Source organism: Paenibacillus ferrarius (genome assembly GCF_002027705.1).
Taxonomy (GTDB): Bacteria; Bacillota; Bacilli; order Paenibacillales; family NBRC-103111; genus Paenibacillus_E; species Paenibacillus_E ferrarius.
Genome location: NZ_MBTG01000017.1, coordinates 157,532 through 173,926, shown reverse-complemented (window position 1 = coordinate 173,926; position 16,395 = coordinate 157,532). Strand labels below are relative to the sequence as shown.

General features: G+C 39.0%; 13 protein-coding genes and 1 pseudogene. 8 read left to right on the top strand and 6 right to left on the bottom strand.

Going from position 1 to position 16,395, the window contains the following annotated elements:
• Nucleotides 1-27 precede the first annotated feature (27 nt).
• The 7 genes from BC351_RS42310 to BC351_RS19810 all read left to right on the top strand — a co-directional run bounded on the left by BC351_RS42310 (nucleotide 28) and on the right by BC351_RS19810 (nucleotide 4,584).
• On the top strand, nucleotides 28-165 hold the full coding sequence (locus BC351_RS42310) for a hypothetical protein (RefSeq protein WP_158081994.1): 138 nt from the start codon (nucleotides 28-30) through the stop codon (nucleotides 163-165).
• A 206-nt stretch (nucleotides 166-371) separates the two neighbouring features.
• Nucleotides 372-662 carry a SymE family type I addiction module toxin gene (locus tag BC351_RS19840; RefSeq protein WP_079409929.1) on the top strand — a complete coding sequence of 97 codons (291 nt, stop codon included), beginning with the start codon at nucleotides 372-374 and terminating at the stop codon, nucleotides 660-662.
• On the top strand, nucleotides 559-882 hold the full coding sequence (locus BC351_RS19835; RefSeq protein ID WP_079409928.1) for a hypothetical protein: 324 nt from the start codon (nucleotides 559-561) through the stop codon (nucleotides 880-882). Before BC351_RS19840 ends, BC351_RS19835 begins: the two co-directional genes overlap by 104 nt.
• A 469-nt stretch (nucleotides 883-1,351) precedes the next feature.
• Complete coding sequence (locus tag BC351_RS19825) at nucleotides 1,352-2,593, top strand: IS110 family RNA-guided transposase (RefSeq protein WP_425270904.1); 1,242 nt, start codon at nucleotides 1,352-1,354, stop codon at nucleotides 2,591-2,593.
• A 281-nt stretch (nucleotides 2,594-2,874) separates the two neighbouring features.
• Complete coding sequence (locus BC351_RS43495) at nucleotides 2,875-3,552, top strand: RHS repeat-associated core domain-containing protein (RefSeq protein WP_244209100.1); 678 nt, start codon at nucleotides 2,875-2,877, stop codon at nucleotides 3,550-3,552.
• 10 nt (nucleotides 3,553-3,562) lie between these two features.
• On the top strand, nucleotides 3,563-3,925 hold the full coding sequence (locus tag BC351_RS19815; protein ID WP_079414465.1) for a hypothetical protein: 363 nt from the start codon (nucleotides 3,563-3,565) through the stop codon (nucleotides 3,923-3,925).
• Nucleotides 3,926-4,212: 287 nt separating this feature from the next.
• Nucleotides 4,213-4,584 (top strand): hypothetical protein, encoded by a 372-nt coding sequence (locus tag BC351_RS19810; RefSeq protein ID WP_079414464.1) that lies wholly within the window; start codon nucleotides 4,213-4,215, stop codon nucleotides 4,582-4,584.
• Nucleotides 4,585-4,955: 371 nt separating this feature from the next.
• On the opposite strand, the gene BC351_RS19805 is transcribed toward BC351_RS19810, so the two are convergent.
• The 4 genes and pseudogenes from BC351_RS19805 to BC351_RS19790 all read right to left on the bottom strand — a co-directional run bounded on the left by BC351_RS19805 (nucleotide 4,956) and on the right by BC351_RS19790 (nucleotide 10,329).
• On the bottom strand, nucleotides 4,956-6,806 hold the full coding sequence (locus BC351_RS19805) for an ATP-dependent nuclease (RefSeq protein ID WP_208629789.1): 1,851 nt from the start codon (nucleotides 6,804-6,806) through the stop codon (nucleotides 4,956-4,958).
• A gap of 150 nt (nucleotides 6,807-6,956) precedes the next feature.
• Entirely contained in the window at nucleotides 6,957-8,540 is a 1,584-nt protein-coding gene (locus BC351_RS19800) for an ATP-binding protein (RefSeq protein ID WP_425270934.1), read from the bottom strand.
• Nucleotides 8,541-8,699: 159 nt separating this feature from the next.
• Nucleotides 8,700-9,512: pseudogene (locus BC351_RS44370) on the bottom strand (HD domain-containing protein); the annotation flags it as partial.
• A gap of 28 nt (nucleotides 9,513-9,540) precedes the next feature.
• Nucleotides 9,541-10,329 carry a hypothetical protein gene (locus tag BC351_RS19790; protein WP_079414461.1) on the bottom strand — a complete coding sequence of 263 codons (789 nt, stop codon included), beginning with the start codon at nucleotides 10,327-10,329 and terminating at the stop codon, nucleotides 9,541-9,543.
• A gap of 581 nt (nucleotides 10,330-10,910) precedes the next feature.
• Here BC351_RS19790 and BC351_RS19780 point away from each other — a divergent pair.
• Nucleotides 10,911-11,174, top strand: coding sequence for a hypothetical protein (locus tag BC351_RS19780; RefSeq protein WP_144028463.1), 264 nt, complete (start codon nucleotides 10,911-10,913; stop codon nucleotides 11,172-11,174).
• Nucleotides 11,175-11,484: 310 nt separating this feature from the next.
• Here BC351_RS19780 and BC351_RS19775 read toward each other — a convergent pair whose 3' ends face one another.
• Together BC351_RS19775 and BC351_RS19770 are read right to left on the bottom strand one after the other, a co-directional pair.
• Entirely contained in the window at nucleotides 11,485-11,796 is a 312-nt protein-coding gene (locus tag BC351_RS19775) for a hypothetical protein (RefSeq protein WP_079414458.1), read from the bottom strand.
• Nucleotides 11,797-11,807: 11 nt separating this feature from the next.
• Complete coding sequence (locus tag BC351_RS19770) at nucleotides 11,808-16,382, bottom strand: RHS repeat domain-containing protein (RefSeq protein ID WP_079414457.1); 4,575 nt, start codon at nucleotides 16,380-16,382, stop codon at nucleotides 11,808-11,810.
• Nucleotides 16,383-16,395 lie beyond the last annotated feature (13 nt).

Here is a 16,395-nt window from a genome sequence, read left to right as displayed (position 1 = left end):
AACATGTGAGCAGGAGGTGGAGGTTCGGTGTACAGACTGGAACAGATGGAAGGCAACCGCTGGATGCGGTGGCAGATTCGGCTTATCGCGATGGGCGTTGCCGTAAGTGTGGTTTACCACGGCTCGAAGTGGCTCTATCAAGCCATTTGCGGGTTGCTAGGCTGAGGAGAATGAGAAGGGTCGCCGTGACTTACAAGTGTTGACGCACTTGCAAGCTCATGCAGGTACTTAGACTACCTACACACAGCCTTCCGGCTGTCACTGCGACCTTGGAACATTATACCATATCTACCAAGGTTCATGTGTAGGCTTTACCCTGCCGTGCCTTTCGCATCTTTCCTCTCTATTTCATAGGGAGAGAGGTTTTGGTTATGCGTAAGCTTACCGTTTCGAAGGCGTTCCTTTATCGCAATGCCAACTATCAGATTGTAGAGGCTCCGTTCATGCGGTTGCAAGGCAAGTGGCTGGAAGCGCTCGGCTTCACGTCCGGCTGCAAGGTGGAAGTACTGGAGAAGCAAGGGGAAATTACCATTCGACTACTCGAAGGAGGATGCACGTATGACACGGGTCAAGTACACGACGAATCTGGACGCCGAATTGCTGAGATTGGCGAAGGAGAAAGCCGAGCAATGCGACATGGATGGCGCGAACGCGGTCATTGAAGCCGCTCTGCGCGTCTACTTCGCCAATTGTTCCACGCAAGTCTGGGAAAAGACGATGCAGGGCGGCTGGATTAAGAAGATGATCGTCCGTCCTGGGCAGGTCATCTTCGAGAGCATCCGCGTCCGCAAGGTCAAGGCGCGATACAATCCCAAGTATTTCACCGATGAAGTCCTTGCCCCTAAGGGCTGGACGAAGGTCTGGAAGATGAAGCAAGGATGACAAGAGCCTTTACTGGTTCCACTTGCACGCAGGTGGAACGGGTAAGGACTTTTGCCCAAATAGGAACAAGGAGCCGGACAGGCTGCGCTATCATTGTGGGCTTTCCCCCGAAAGCCAACGCTCGAAACGAGGATGCCGCCTGCTCGTTGTTCCTGCAAAAGTTTTTAATAGAAGCAACGAGCAGGAACAGGCTGCGCTATGTTTGTGGGCTTTCCCTGAAAGCCAACGCTCGAAATGAGGATGCCGTCCTGTTCGTTGCTTCTCCCAAAAAGCATTTACCTGTTCTACTTTCATGCGTTGGTGGAACAGGTAAGGGCTTTTGCCCTTAAATCTGTCGCACCTGACAGGCTGCGAATATGGACTGGCTTAGCTATCTTTGCGGGCTTCTTCGGAAGCTAACGCTTGAGCCGAGGATGCCGACATGTCCCTTCCTGCTGAGGTTCGACCATCCCCAAAGGAGCGTGAGTCTTTGCAAAAGCAGCAACTCCACTATGCCTATGTCGGAGTCGATTTGCACAAAAGCCAGCATACCGCCGTGATACTCAATTACTGGAACGAAAAGTTAGGCGAAATCCAGTTCGACAACACGCCAGCGGCTTTCCCGAAAGTGCTCGCCAAGGTGCAAAGTTGTTTGGAACCCGATATGAAAGCCGTATACGGATTGGAAGACACCGGAGGGTACGGCTGGGCGTTCGGACTGTACCTGATTCAGAGCAACCAATGGGTGAAATCCGTCAATCCCGCGTTCGCTAGCGAAAAGCGAAAAGGGTTCCCTACCGTTCACAAAAGCGATAGCTGGGACGCTGAATGCGTGGCGCGCGTGATGCGCGACGACCTCAATCGTCTGCCCGACTTCAAGCCGGACGAGCATTACTGGGTCATGCGTCAATTGTCTACAAGGCGCAGTGGCATCGTGAAAAGCTTGTCCGCTGTCATCCGGCAACTACACGTACAGTTAAGCTACACGTACCCGAGCTATCGCCGTTATTTCAGCGAAATTGACGGCAAAACAGCACTGGCGTTCTGGCGCACCTTCCCTTCTCCGCGTCATCTGGAGAAGGTTACAGCAGAGCGGCTTGCCGAGTTCCTTCGCAAGCATAGCAACAACGCTTGCTCCACGAAGAAAGCGGAACAGATCCTGCGCTGCATCGAAGCAGACGGGCAAGCGAGCGTTCATTACGTGGAAGAGAAAGAACTCGTTATCCGCAGCTTGGTGAAGCAAATCCGTTATTATCTGAAAGAAATCACGGAATTTGACGCGAAGCTGCGCGACATGCTGGAGCAGATCGGCTGCCAATTGCACACGATCACGGGCGTGGATGTGGTCACATCTGCCGAGCTTGTGGCTGAGATCGGCGATGTCTCGCGGTTTGCGAATGCTGATAAACTGGCGAGATATGCGGGTATTGCCCCAATCTTCGCCGGATCTGGAGGTAAAGGAAAGTACTACAAAAGTAAGCAAGGCGACCGCAGTTTGCACAGTATCTTCATGTCGCTGGCGATAAGGCAGCTTGCTGTGCATCGAGGCACGAAAACACCGAGGAATCCGTTGTTTCATGAGTACTTTCACCGCAAGCTGTCGGAGGGCAAAACGAAGAGACAAGCGTTCATCTGCGTGATGCGGCGATTGGTGAACATCGTGTATGGGATACTCAAAAGTAAAACCGCGTATCGCCTGCCGGAACCGTTGCGACGAGCAGAAAATGAGTAGAGGAATGACTGAAAATGATAGGGTTGAGCCGTCTTTAAAAAAAGGTGTGGACGAAGCTCAAGCGAAGGCGCGGGAGAAATCTTGGTTTTAATGGGTTGGGGCTTTCCTGTAACTGGCGGGTTAGATGGAAAGTTCCGCTTAAAACCAAGAATGTGCCGCTAAACAACCGAAAATGGTTCCAAAAACCGTAAATAAATGCTATTTTATGGATAGGACTTCTCTGTCTTTAGGGGCTGAGCTTTATAGCGTAAGATAGTAATGAAGGACAGATAAATAATCCTTTGTCCTTGAACCTTTATACCTACGTTGAGAACAATCCTTTAACAAGAGTTGATCCAACAGGAAATTCCTATGAAAGAATTGAAGTCCAGACGCTTATTAATATCGCTCGATACGAGAATACATCACAAAGCTACTGGGATATTCGTTCTACAATGGGAGTAGAGGCCAAGCATGACATATTAAATAGCATTACTGATAACAACCAGTTTAAATACTTGTTCGGCATTGCTACCCTTACACATTATGACCCAAGTGAAAACACTCTCGAAAATGCAAATTGGGCAGAAGAAGAACTTATTAAAATGTATAGCAACATAACCCAAAGCGAAGACGTATCAAATAGCGCAATTGGCTTCGGCGGGACTATAAAGTTAGTTGGAAGAGCAGCCAGTTTAATTAAAAACGAAATAGGCTTAGTTAAAGCGGCTGAAAAAATGGGTAAAAATCAAATGGTACAAAAGGAAGCCGATGAGTTAGTCGCAAAGTTTCTTTCTGGAAACACAAATCCAGGACTAGGAACGAAAAATCTGTTTAAGGATATATATTACTTAAGAGGAGATGAAGGGGCTAGAGTTTTTTATAAAATGGCGAACGGAGAAATGCAGATTCTTGCCAAAGCTAGTAAGGCAAATGAAGATAAAGTTATAAAAATACTAACAGATATTTATGGGAAGTAGAGGTCTTAATATGAAGATACAAAGTATTTCTTATCCTACACCATTGTCACAAATAGTAGATATAGAAAACGATAATATCGACATCTTTGTAGAACTCCAAGATGGAATGACTTATACATTAGTAGTTAGCACACCTAAAAATCAATTATGGTACATGGATAAAGAAGGGCTTGATTATATTCCCCCACATCCACCGGATATTATTGTAAGAAGTCTTACAGAAGAAAATATCTGGAAAGCCGTAGAATCCTTCGCAACAGGAAATGCTTACTGGTTAAAGCTGTACTATCTCTCTGGCTCAAGAGAAGCAGCTTTCGATATAACACGTTTGGATCAAATGATTGAAATGATAAAGATAGATAATGAAGATTAAATACACTTACAATACCTTGCGACTAACCCTCGCAAGGCTTTTTTCTTTTGCCACTATCGCAAAAGACGAACTATTTTTGCGGCGCTGCTGAACATTAAAGCGCAGCAGAATAAACAAAGGATCAAAGCCTATGCCTCCGGCAACCCTCACAGCCTCACTGCCTTATGCAGGGATAAACGGCTTGCCCCCAAGTTGATTCCTTGCAGGGATGGCTTACAGTCTTTCAAACCCTAGTCGGACAGGCTGCGCTGTCAGGTTCGGTTTGAAAGGCGCAAGCTCCCTGCTCGGTGAATCAACAGCGGCAAGCCGTTTATGCGCATAAGGCCCAGCGTGAGGCGTTTCTGTTGCCGTCGGCAGCGGCTTTGATCCTTCGGATCTTAAACCCTCGTTCGCGCCGCGGCCAAGGACAGACGGCTTTTTACAAACGCGCTTCCCGCAGCGCTTCGCTCCTTCCCCCTTTTGGGGCTGGATACGCTCATGCTCCTGCTGGCTTGCTCCTCACCTTGGCCCTTATTCACGGCTGCACAGGCTTCCCCGGTCGATTCTCCTGCTTCATGATGCAGATGTCTGTCCAAACAACGCTTGGACAGACAGGCATCATGAAAGGAAGAGGAATCGATCGGCGAGGAAGCCGTTTGCCACGAATAAGGGATCGGTGAGGACAGGCAAGCCAGCAGGGCATGAACATGTATCCAGCCCCAAAGCGGAAGAAGCGAAGTCTGGGAAGTTGGGGTTTGTAAAAATCCGTCAATTGTCCTTGGGGATACCCGAACGGGAAGGTTGATCTTGGTTGTTAGGTCACAACCAAGGATTCAGTTAACTTTTCTTCGAAGCCTAGGCAGAGAAGTTTTTCTTCAAAGCATAACCCGCAAGGTCTCCCCCCCCCCCCATTTTTGAATGTTTTTCTTCGAAGAACCGCTCAATAACGAAGCTGGCTTTTCTCTAAATTTTTCCCCCTCTTCTTTTTTGTTGCATCATTTCCAATTAAATATACATTAAAAACCACTAGCTTATCACTAGTGGCAAATTATTAAACAGACCTTTTCTCTAAACTTTCAGTAAACTTTTCTACTTTTGTATGTAATTGTTTAATATCATTCCACTGAATACACTCAGTGGGTACTGTAATTGTATGGTCTGCTAGGGAAGACAGTAGTTTCTCAACTTTAATGAATATATTTGGATAAGACTTTACATTTGTTAGTGCATTATAAGGTTTTTCATCTCTTGCATCTTTCCCAAAGAAAGCAGCTTCGAAATTGGGTACTGATGCAATAAGCCTGATTTTATTTGAATCTACATGTGAATTTACAGCGTTGAGAATATTTTGATTGTTTGTCCATGCTGGATTTTTTGTAAGACTTTTAGTTAATGGAGTATCACTATCATGAAGTACTGAGTATTTTGTTTCGAACTGATTCAATATCTTAACTAATGAAGCTATCGTGGCTTTGCCACGTGCTCTTATGATATGTATATCTTTGAACTTGTTTTGTTTTGAAGCAATTATATGTTTAAAGGCGGAATATTCCGTATCGCCTTCTACAATAATTGAATGACCTCCGAAGAAGAATTCTGCAACGTGAGGGTCACAAGCGTTTAGAAGTTTTAAATTTGCTCGATCGTCAGGATCAAGTTTTGCTCTAGCTGGACGGAACAAAGTTGTTCCTTTAATATTACCCGAAGAATCATGCTCGACCCTTATAATTGTTGTATTATTCCTTGAAAGGTCAATAAAAGCTGGTGAATGCGTTGTAACCATCACCTGCCAACTCCCGGATAAAGGGAGATCGTAAAGTACCTTACATGCCTCTCTAACTGCATTGGGGTGTAAACAAAGCTCTGGTTCATCTAATAAAAGCACGTGTGGTCTCTGTGATTGAGTGCTTTTTTTAGATAAATTTGATTCTGAAATATACTTAAGTGCAGTCCACAGAAGTGTCCTTCTAGCTCCGCTACCTTGCCTTTCTATTGCACTAAAATAACCGTTTTGTGGCCCCATTAATAATTGTGAGTTTGCTTTAAAAAATTTTATGCTTTTGTCGATATCATCTTCAGGACGAGCATCGAATTTTATTTTATAACCTGAGAATACCTTGCTTATTAAGTTTGAAATTTCTGTTTCAATTGTTTCAATTTCAATACTCGCCTCAGCAACAATTCTTTTTTGTATTAATTGAATGTTTTCAAGTAATTTCGAATACTCTGATTTTTCGCTATCATTTTGATCTAAGTTATTACTTTGAAACTGTTTTACTCTATCATTTATGATAGTTTCCAAGATGTTAACAATTTTATCAGCTTGATCTTTAGGATTAGAGAAAGCATCTACCCTGTGTGGCTGAGGACGTTTTGAATTGGCCACATTGGGAGCCCCCCAAGGTACATTCTCGGACCACTTCATTTCAATAGCATCATAACCTCTTCTTACAGGCTCACCGATATTGGACCAAGTCCATTGTTCCCTTACAATTTTTTCACCGGATATTACATTAATCCATTTAATTCCAACTGTATCATCATAAATTACCGTATGCAGTTCTATTTCTGGAAGAGCGTCTGGATTAATTCTACCTTCTGGGAAGTCTTCAATCGTAAGTTTTCCTTCATTGGATCCTTGATTCATTGCAAGTTCGTAAGCTCTTAAAATAGTACTTTTACCAGCATTATTTGGTCCTACGAGCACAACAATATCATCAAGTTCAATCTGGACTGGGAATGAACCAATACATCTGAAATTTTTAATAATTAGCTTGTTAAGTCTTGGTCTTGGAACAGAAGGATCAAGGGATTCTAAGGTTACACTTTCTGTTTCTTTTTTAGATTTATTTTCTTTTTTTGCTTTGGTCGGTCGAATCTTTTTCTTTTGCCAAGTTCTCACCTCTATAAAATAACAATTTTCAACATAGTAACCAATTCAATGATATGATAAAACCGCAAAAAAACAATTAATTTAATGACGAGAGTTTTACAGTTAAGGCTGCGACACTTCTGTGTTTTGTTCCTAATAATTAATAATATTGTATTCATTTCATATTAATTCAAGTAATTCATCAATATCATCTTTATGTTTAACTTCACTATATTTTATTTCACTGATAGCTTGATAGTTTAACAATGCGGACTTGTTGCCAAAGAAAGTTTTCAAAACGTGCCGAATTTGTTTAACTTTCATTAAATCTTCTTCGTAATATTGTAGAGCAAATAAATGACAAAATTTCATAATAGCATATTGAATATCGAACTCTACATTATTTTCGATGCTATTCCTGGAAACATTCGGTTGAATTAGTGGATTAGTTGAGTTAATAAGAATAGAGCCAATCTTACATGCAGAGTGTGATAAAAACTCCCGATCAAATAAAAGATCTTTAATAAATACATTTTTTACAAATAGCTTTCTAATTGTATTGTAATTATAACTGTGTGATAATTTTATGTTCAAATTTTCAGTATCTATTCTTAAGGTCTTATACTGAGAGTTTGTAACATAAAAGAAATCACATTTATTTTCGTATTTACTTAATTGTTGAGAAATTTTGTTAAAGTGTTGCCATCCATCAGCTCTTTCTATGAGTTGCCTATTAAAGTCATTACTATCTAATTTTCTATCTAATAATAATGTAATATATGGGAAATAATCGTCCTTTTTCTCAAATACTTCTCGTTCATTATCTAGTACTTCAAGCATTTTGTTAAAATCATAATACTTATCTGAAGAAACAAAATGGAAATTTGCTGCAAAAATTGAATTATCTTTCACGCAATTAGCAATTCCAGTGGTACTTAATTTAAGAATGTCTACACCATCATAGCAACCTAAAAAGCACTGTTGGTCTTCATTTGTATCTTTAAAGAACTCTATATCATATGGTCTAAATGAATAGTGGTCAGTTTTACTTAAATTAATCTGAATAAAGCCAGTAAGTCCGTTAAAATATGGTTTTAAATCAATAAAAGTTCCGTTTCCACTTCTTGTTTTTTCAGCAATCAACTCTAGTTTTTGTTTAGTTGTTGTATTAGCTATTTCTGTAGCATTAAGATCATTGACATGAATGAATGGGGTATCTAACAAGAAATTTGCTTCAACAAACTCTTTAATTTTTAATTTTGAAATCTGTAAAGGATTCTTTTCAAAATCATAATCCATTGATATTTCTGTTCCATGAGAAAAGGCTGCTCTTTCACCCCGCTTATATACAATGTACTTACTATTTTTTTCGATATTTAGCTCATGTACAACAGACTCATTATAATATTTTGTTTTAATATTTACTCGATCAGATAACATGAAGCATGCAAGAAATCCGATACCAAAGTTACCAATAGCTTTAAAATTATAATCTTTCAACAAGAAATCATCAGACTTGTAGTACGACTTTCCAATGTTAAGGAAATACTCATTCAAAATATAATCATTCATACCAGTACCGTTATCTTTAATAACTATTCTGCTTTCTTTTTGATCAAAAATAATTGAGATTTTGGGGATATATTTTTCTTCATACGTCTGACTATCTTTACTAAGTTCAAGCCTGAGCATGCAAGCATCTATAGAGTTTTGGATAAGTTCCCTTACACCAAAAATTGGATTACCATATATTTTCTCACCCATTAACAAATTTGTAATAGCTTCGTAATTCATTTTTAATTGTTGATTAGCCATATCGAATCCAATCGTTTGAACTCGGTTAATAAGAGGCCCCGTTACTTTAATATGATATTTCGAATGGTTGAATGATAATGAAAAGTTAGAACACTTTTGAGTTTCTTCTTCGATCCAATCAAAGTAGTTTAAAATTTTTCTGTTAATAGTTGGATTGGTGCATTTTCCATAAAAAATTGGTGATTTCCACCCCTCATAGGTTGAGCTTTTCTCCAATCGATATCCTGTCGATTCAATAATGAGATGTTGCTTCCATTCGTCCTCACTATGTGAGGTAAGGTTAACAAATTTAAATAAATGATAAGGTGTTCTCCTCGAATCAAAATCTAGAATATCACCTAAACGTAAAAGTAATGCACAGAATTGGTAGTTACATTTGTACTTTCCCTTAGGAACTTCCTTATAAAGAACGTCCTTAATCCACTGAATACTTCTATTGTGGCTTTCACATAAATCAGCGATTTCTTCCAAATAAGAAATTGCTGGTTCATTCGGAACATGAAGATTTGAAGCGAACAATTTTTATATATATATTGACGAAAGTCTAGCATGGATTCTTCTTAAATAATCTTGTAAAGCTAGGACTTCATCACCATTAAATATTTCAACAAACTTATAATACTTATCATCACACCATTCTAATGAATTGGATTTTATCTTACCGTTGATTTCATCGTCCGGAGCCATACCAATATCATGAAGTAATGCCCCATAAATGATAGTGGCAATTTCAAGAGGAGATAAGTGGTTCTCATAGTTGGAGAGCGGCTCTTCCGAAATGTATTGAGGCTCAATAATTTCGTATACATATTCTAGAATTCTGATTGAGTGCTCAATATTATGCATTGTATACGTTGGAAAAACAACAGGAATTCTTTCCAAGAAATCTTCAGCTATTTTTGCAATATTTATCACTTGCATATATAAGTCAAGATCCAATTTGATATGCTTAAATGAATGTTGCTATGGTTTCTTTTAATTCTACTATGACTTTCCTTAATTCTTTATAACTACTTATTAATCGTACTATTGCAACCAAAATTGCACCTATAAGATATGCCATATCTATTGGAGAGAAAGCAGTAAATAATTTATACATCATATATCCAGTTGTACAAATTAACACAATTAACCATAATCTAAATTCTCTAACATGCTTCTTTAATTTTTGTTCTAATGTCTTATTGGGTAAAAACAATATTCTAATCGTGAAGTATATTACAATGTGAATTGTAGCAAGTATAGAGATTACAACGGTTTGATGTAATTGCATATAACTGACTAAACTGTCTTCATCGATAAAATTTGCTATTGAAACTATTGTTATTACTGTATTGATAGCTACGTAAAAAATAAACCCCATTATTTCCAAGAAAAATCTAAAGGAAGCGACATCAACTTTAGAATAAATCAATGTCTCGTAAAAACTAACAAAAATACCTGAGTAATTAAATTTTCTGTCTAACCAGTTTGTTACTAAAGGAATTGATAGAGGGAATACAATTAATAGTGCTATTGACCAAAGGTATTGGAAGTTGCCATTATTAATACCTAAGAAATGGTCTAGTACTAAAGAAACAAATATAGATAAAAAAAACGTTAATAAATAAACTAATAGTGCCATACAAACTAATGATACTAATCTTGCTATATGAATCGAATATTTACCTGGTTTATCAAGCCATGACCGTTCTAAATCTTCAATATGTTCAAAGATTTCTAAGAAAAATGAATTCATGCTATCCTCCCTGAAATGGAAACACATAGTTGATAATGCAGGTTCTACTATCAATTTCAGAATACATTGCTTTCTATGTTTTTACTTATAGGAATATCATACCAAACAACAAACCCATTTGGTATATTTTGTCGTTTCTTAGATCAAAAAAGTGCATAAAAAAAGAAAAGGGAAAAATCCAAAAACGTCAGTTTCTTTATAGAGCAGTGCTTCGAAGAAAAACATTCAAAAATGGGGGGGGGGGGGGAGACCTTGCGGGTTATGCTTTGAAGAAAAACTTCTTGCCTAGACTTCGAAGAAAAAGCAACTGAATCCTTGGTTGTGACCCAACAACCAAGATCAACCTTCCCGTTCGCGGCTGCCACAAGGGCAAAGACGGCTTTTTACAAACCCTAGCTTCCCAGGCTTCGCTTCTTCCGCTTTGGGGCTGGATACATGTTCATGCCCTGCTGGCTGGCCTATCCTCACCGATCCCTTATTCGTGGCAAACGGCTTTCTCGCCGATCGATTCCCCTTCCTATCATGATGCCTGTCTGTCCAAGCGTTGTTTGGACAGACACCCGCATCATGAAGCAGGAGAATTGACTGAGGAAGTCTGTGCAGCCGTGAATAAGGGCCAAGGTGAGGAGCCAAGCCAGCAGGAGCATGAGCGTATCCAGCCCCAAAAGGGGGAAGGAGCGAAGCGCTGCGGGAAGCGCGTTTGTAAAAAGCCGTCTGTCCTTGGCCGCGGCGCGAACGAGAGTTTTAAAACCGATCCGAAGGATCAAAGCCGCTGCCGACGGCAACCAAAACGCCTCACACTGGGCCTTATGCGCATAAACGGCTTGCCGCTGTTGATTCACTGAGCAGGGAGCTTGCGCCTTTCAAACCGATCCTGACAGCGCAGCCTGTCCGACTAGGGTTTGAAAGACTGCAAGCCATCCCTGCAAGGAATCAACTTGGGGGCAAGCCGTTTATCCCTGCATAAGGCGCAGTGAGGCTGTGTAGGTGCCGTAGGCATAGGCTTGGATTATTCGGAGGTTTTACGGCGCTTGACGGCTGCGAAGCGCTGAAAGCTGTTGTTTGCTTCATTTTAGCGTTGCCACGGCAAAAAGAAACCTTGCGAGGGTTAGTCGCAAGGCTAAGTGATCTTGATGTATCAATTTAATATCAAAATTACACAAACATGAAATCCATTATTTCCCCTTTACCTAAAACCTTAGAGGCATTCTGTAGTGTGAAAATATTACCAATCTGCACTAAATGTCTAATATGTTCATATGCTTCTTGCTCTACTGTGGGCAGTTCAATTGTAACCTTATACCTTCTGCCCCTAATTAATTCGTCTACGTCACTATCAGCAAGTATTGTGCCCGAAAAAAGTAAATTATCCCCAAAATTTATTGAAGGTCGTAAGATATGTTTCGTGCTTAAATCTTGAGATAAATTCTCAATGCCAAAAGATATTTCCGCTTTTACAGTTAGCATATCTATTCTCCTTAGTATTTATGGGTAAGATCTTTGATGAACTTATTAAAATCTTCTAATTGGTCAAGGTGAATTGTTACAGTTCCACTCTTAAAAATAAAAGGGTCTACTGATGTGAAATCTGCTAATTGATCAAGTTTGTCTTTTGGAATTTTCACCTCAATTATTGCACCAATATCTTTATATTTTTCAGCAAATTTAAGAGTTTCTTCAAAGTCTAATCCAAATTGTTTACCATCAAATCCTTTAGGACTAATTGTAAATGTTCCTGACTCCATTAATGGATAGAACTCTTCTGGACTCACTGCTCTAAATAGACTTGTCATTTCATCAACGGATTCAGTGCCTTTAAATATATTACGGATAGCCGCTAGGGCAATCTTGCCTCCTTCAGCAACCTTTAATACACCATTCTCTACCAACATAAAATTTCGTCTTACAAATTCGTTATACGCCGCTTGTACTGTATCTGGTGTGTTTTCTAAACTTCTATCGAACATAATACTAGCTAGTTCACCGCTACTTAACTCACGTAGATCAACAATACAACCACATGTACTGGTATCTTCATTCATTTCTTTGGCTACATGCCCTGTAGGGTCAATATGAGTTAATGGGTTGTTGTTAACATAAGTATAAAGGTTCAGTGAGAGTGGGTTGTCGATTTGACCTTCGTTACTATCTTCATTAACAAACCGTCCCATACTCGGATCATACCAACGCGCTCTTAAATACTGCAAACTCGTGGCATCATCAAACATCTCACCACTATACTTAAACAGTTGTGGTACATTCTCCTGCTGACTGACTATATTCCCCCAAATATCATACTGATACGAATTAATCTTAGTCAATCCAGTGCTATCCATTAGGTTTACGACATCACCGTGGCCATTTTGAACATAGTAAGCTTTGCCAGCGGAGTCCTCACGTGCCACAAGTCCATTACCACGAATGTATCGAGCTTTTAATGTTGCAACACCATTTATAACGTTACCTTCAGCAATGACATTTGATCCGCGATTGTAATATCGTGTACTTTGACCATTCTCTGTACGCTCCCATAGAACCCCGTCACCGTTATATTTATAAATTACATTTCGGCCATTTTTCGTCGTAACATTAGTTAGACGATTACGTTTGTCGTATGTGTACGTTGAATCTGGACTATCAAACGGATGATTTGTCGTCATACTTGTTCGGTTGCCGCGATTATCGTAATCAAATGTCTCATCGAATTGCGATGATGTTTGTATACGATTCAACGGATCGTACGTAAATGAGTAACTCACCCCATTCTCCATCTTTGTTAATTGATTGCCGTTGTTGTCATACGACGAATAACTAAACGTATTCAAAGGAGAACCATCGGATTTCTTCTGAGTTAAGGTGCTCAGTTGTAATCCGTCATACGTAAAGTACGATGTAACACCATTTTTCTGGCGGGTGCTGTTCAAGAGATTATTTTTGTAATAAGAATATTGTGCTTCAATATCCTCTAAAGATGAACCTACAGAAATTAATCGATTACGGGAATCGTATCCATAGTAAGAATTAGAGCCAAATGGATCAGTAAGGCTAGTTATATTTCCCTGTGAATCGTAGCTGTAACTCAGTATACGCCCATCAGGATAAGTAACTTTACTCAGAAAGCCATTAGACGGGGTATACGAATACAAAGTAGTACCCGTAGAATCACTCATATGGATACGCCGGCCTACTAAATCATATTGATAGGAAACAGATTCATTTGCAATTACTTGACCTTGAGAATCTAATACATCGGATTGAAGGAGAAAGTTACGATAATCATACGTGTTTTTAAACGTTTCTCCATTGCGATCTTTAGACCCTATCTGATTTCCATTTGCATCGTGGTAAAACTTTTGAATTTTATTGTTAGCATCCGTTGTTTGAATAAGTCGACCTAACTCATTATACTTGTTCTGTTTCGTATTATAATCTGGAAAAGTAGTTTTCAAGATCTTCCCCAGATAATCATATTGGTAGGTTGTTTTTTCATTTTTGGCATTTGTAACCGCAGTTAAATGTCCTAGTACATCATACTCCATTCTAGTTATGTTCTGTGGAGGGACATCATGATCTTTAAAAACGGTTAAATTACCAGCATAATCATAATCAAAAATACCAGTTACGTTAGTCTTCGTTTTTGTTGATTCTGTTCTTTTATCAAGTCGCCCTAATTTATCATAATGTTCCTTTTTTACATTACCTTCCGGATCAGTCTGTATTTTGTAAAAATATATATCATCATATTGAACTGATTCGAAAGAATTATCCGGATAAATCGCCTTGTTGGGCCTACTCCATTGATCATATTCATTGTAAGTTCGATTTCCTAGCGCATCTTCTACGTAGTTTTGACGTCCGTGTTGATCATAGTTATATTTTTGTTTCGTCCGATAGACACCATTTTCAATCAGTCCGGTTTCGGTTTTCCAACCAATAGGATTCCAAGTCGTTAGAGATGCTTGGCCCATTTCGTTGATTACTCGAATTTGGTTCGTATCGTCCAAGTAGCTGATTTCTTTATTACTTAAATCTGGCTGAATTACTTTAATAAGACGACCCAAAATATCATATTGATATTTTGTAATATTCTGGTTGCCATCTACAAACTGTAACGGCTTGCCAATTTTCGGATCATAATCTAATTGTTTGGTAATTGTTGATGTCGCACCATCAATATCTTTGACATTTACAATCAATTTGGTGGGAAATGCACCATTATACAAAGCACTGTATTCGGTCTGATACAACGTCTCTTGCCCTTGATTGGTTGTTACACGTGTTTGAAGACTATTTCCGTATACATCAAAATTTTCATATCCAATCTGTTTCAGTATCTTACCTGTACTACTTCCCTCTCTTATCTTTTCTGATGTAACACTGCCTTTAGCGTTACGTGTATATTCCGTATATTGAACTTGAGTTGCACTAACTGGCTGCGAAACATTTAATAATAAATGTGAACTTGGATCATAGCCATATGTGGTTTGGATAGTTAGCGGATTTGTCGAAGACATGACATTTCTATAATCATCATAGTTAATAATTGATGTAATAGGTTCCGAACTTTCATTTGTCACAGCATTCTTATTCGTTACTGTCGTTATCGTTGGATTTGTGTATCTTTTTTCCTCGTTATACGTCATATCCGTTATTTTTCTGTAATTGCCAGATGAAGCAACAATCTTTGTGTTATACATGGCAGGAGGGGTTTCTGAGTCTATAAAATCTTTTTTATTAAAAAACTCTGTTGAGGTAAATCCATCGTTAACTGTCACTGAATACCTTAAATCTGAATTTGCTAAACTACCAATATCTCCGTTATACGTAATGTCTTTGCGATTCTTCACTTCGACAGAGCCGTTCGAAAGTGTTATATGATCTTCACGGGCAACCACACGGTAAACTTGATTTACATTATCAATATCTGGATCTTGATGCCTATACTGTCTGGAGATATCATTGTTCAAAAATCGTGTATACGGCGTATTTTCGTAATAATAAACACTTTTTGCTCCTGTCGGATAAGTAATCCCCGTAAGCAGTGCATAAGGGTTGCTGTTTAATGGTGTAGAACCATGCATGTTATATTTAGCATCTTTAATACTATAATCATAAGTTGTAATTCTACCCGCAGAGTCCTCTACCTTAGTTAACAAATCAATCCCATTCTGATTTGTTTTATAGTAAGTAATTGAATAACTTCCTTTAGTAACTGTCACATAGTTTGCCATATAAGATATGTTAATTGTATTACCTACACCATCAACAATAGCAATGAGTTTATCATTGAGAACGGAATAGTAGAATTGAATTTTATTCTCGTAATTGTCAGAAATTTGAATAATTCTTCCTTTTTCATCAAAAAACTGATTAATACCTTTAATGGAACGTAAAACGGACATTGATCTTAATCCATTTACAAAAACATGGCTATCTAACTCAAAACTTAAATCTTTCCACGGATAACCTTCAAGTGTATTCCCAACTATTTTATAAGTACCACTACCTGCAGGATGCACATACAAATCTGTGCTGCCATATTGCCCTAAGACATAAGGAATTTCCCACGACCATCCCTTGCCAATCGGCGAAATTTTCTCTTCTTGAGAAGGATCACTGTTAATCCCTTCATTATTCAATTGATAAAATTGAGATGAACTGCTGTTATATGTTCGTGTTAATGCAAAAGACAGACCGTTGGGACCAAGAACGCTTAGATCATCGCTCTTTAAAGAAAGAGATCCATTTAGAGTAGATAATGTCTCGTTATCCAGTTGAATGGAAAAAGGTGCAGTCTCTGGTTCAGTCTTAACATAATTAAAAGTGGAACCCGGATCTGAGTTATCCATTGCCTGAATCGTTTGATACTCTCTAGAACCTAAGTCACTAGTAATCACACTTTTAGCGTTCTTTGATTGATTAATAGGCTTTACATTCGATTGATCTTGCCTATCGACAGAGTTAGCACTTACTGTCCCTATTTTCGAATAAGTTGGAAATAAATTAATGAATAAGGAGAGCAATACTATGAGAATATATATTTTCTTCTTCAAACAATGTCTCCTC

Coding starts and splice junctions, on each gene's coding strand:
- BC351_RS19840 (WP_079409929.1), top strand. CDS start 372: ATGCGTAAGCTTACCGTTTCGAAGGCGTTCCTTTATCGCAATGCCAAC.
- BC351_RS19835 (WP_079409928.1), top strand. CDS start 559: ATGACACGGGTCAAGTACACGACGAATCTGGACGCCGAATTGCTGAGA.
- BC351_RS19815 (WP_079414465.1), top strand. CDS start 3,563: ATGAAGATACAAAGTATTTCTTATCCTACACCATTGTCACAAATAGTA.
- BC351_RS19800 (WP_425270934.1), bottom strand. CDS start 8,540: ATGGGTGAGAAAATATATGGTAATCCAATTTTTGGTGTAAGGGAACTT.
- BC351_RS19790 (WP_079414461.1), bottom strand. CDS start 10,329: ATGAATTCATTTTTCTTAGAAATCTTTGAACATATTGAAGATTTAGAA.
- BC351_RS19775 (WP_079414458.1), bottom strand. CDS start 11,796: ATGCTAACTGTAAAAGCGGAAATATCTTTTGGCATTGAGAATTTATCT.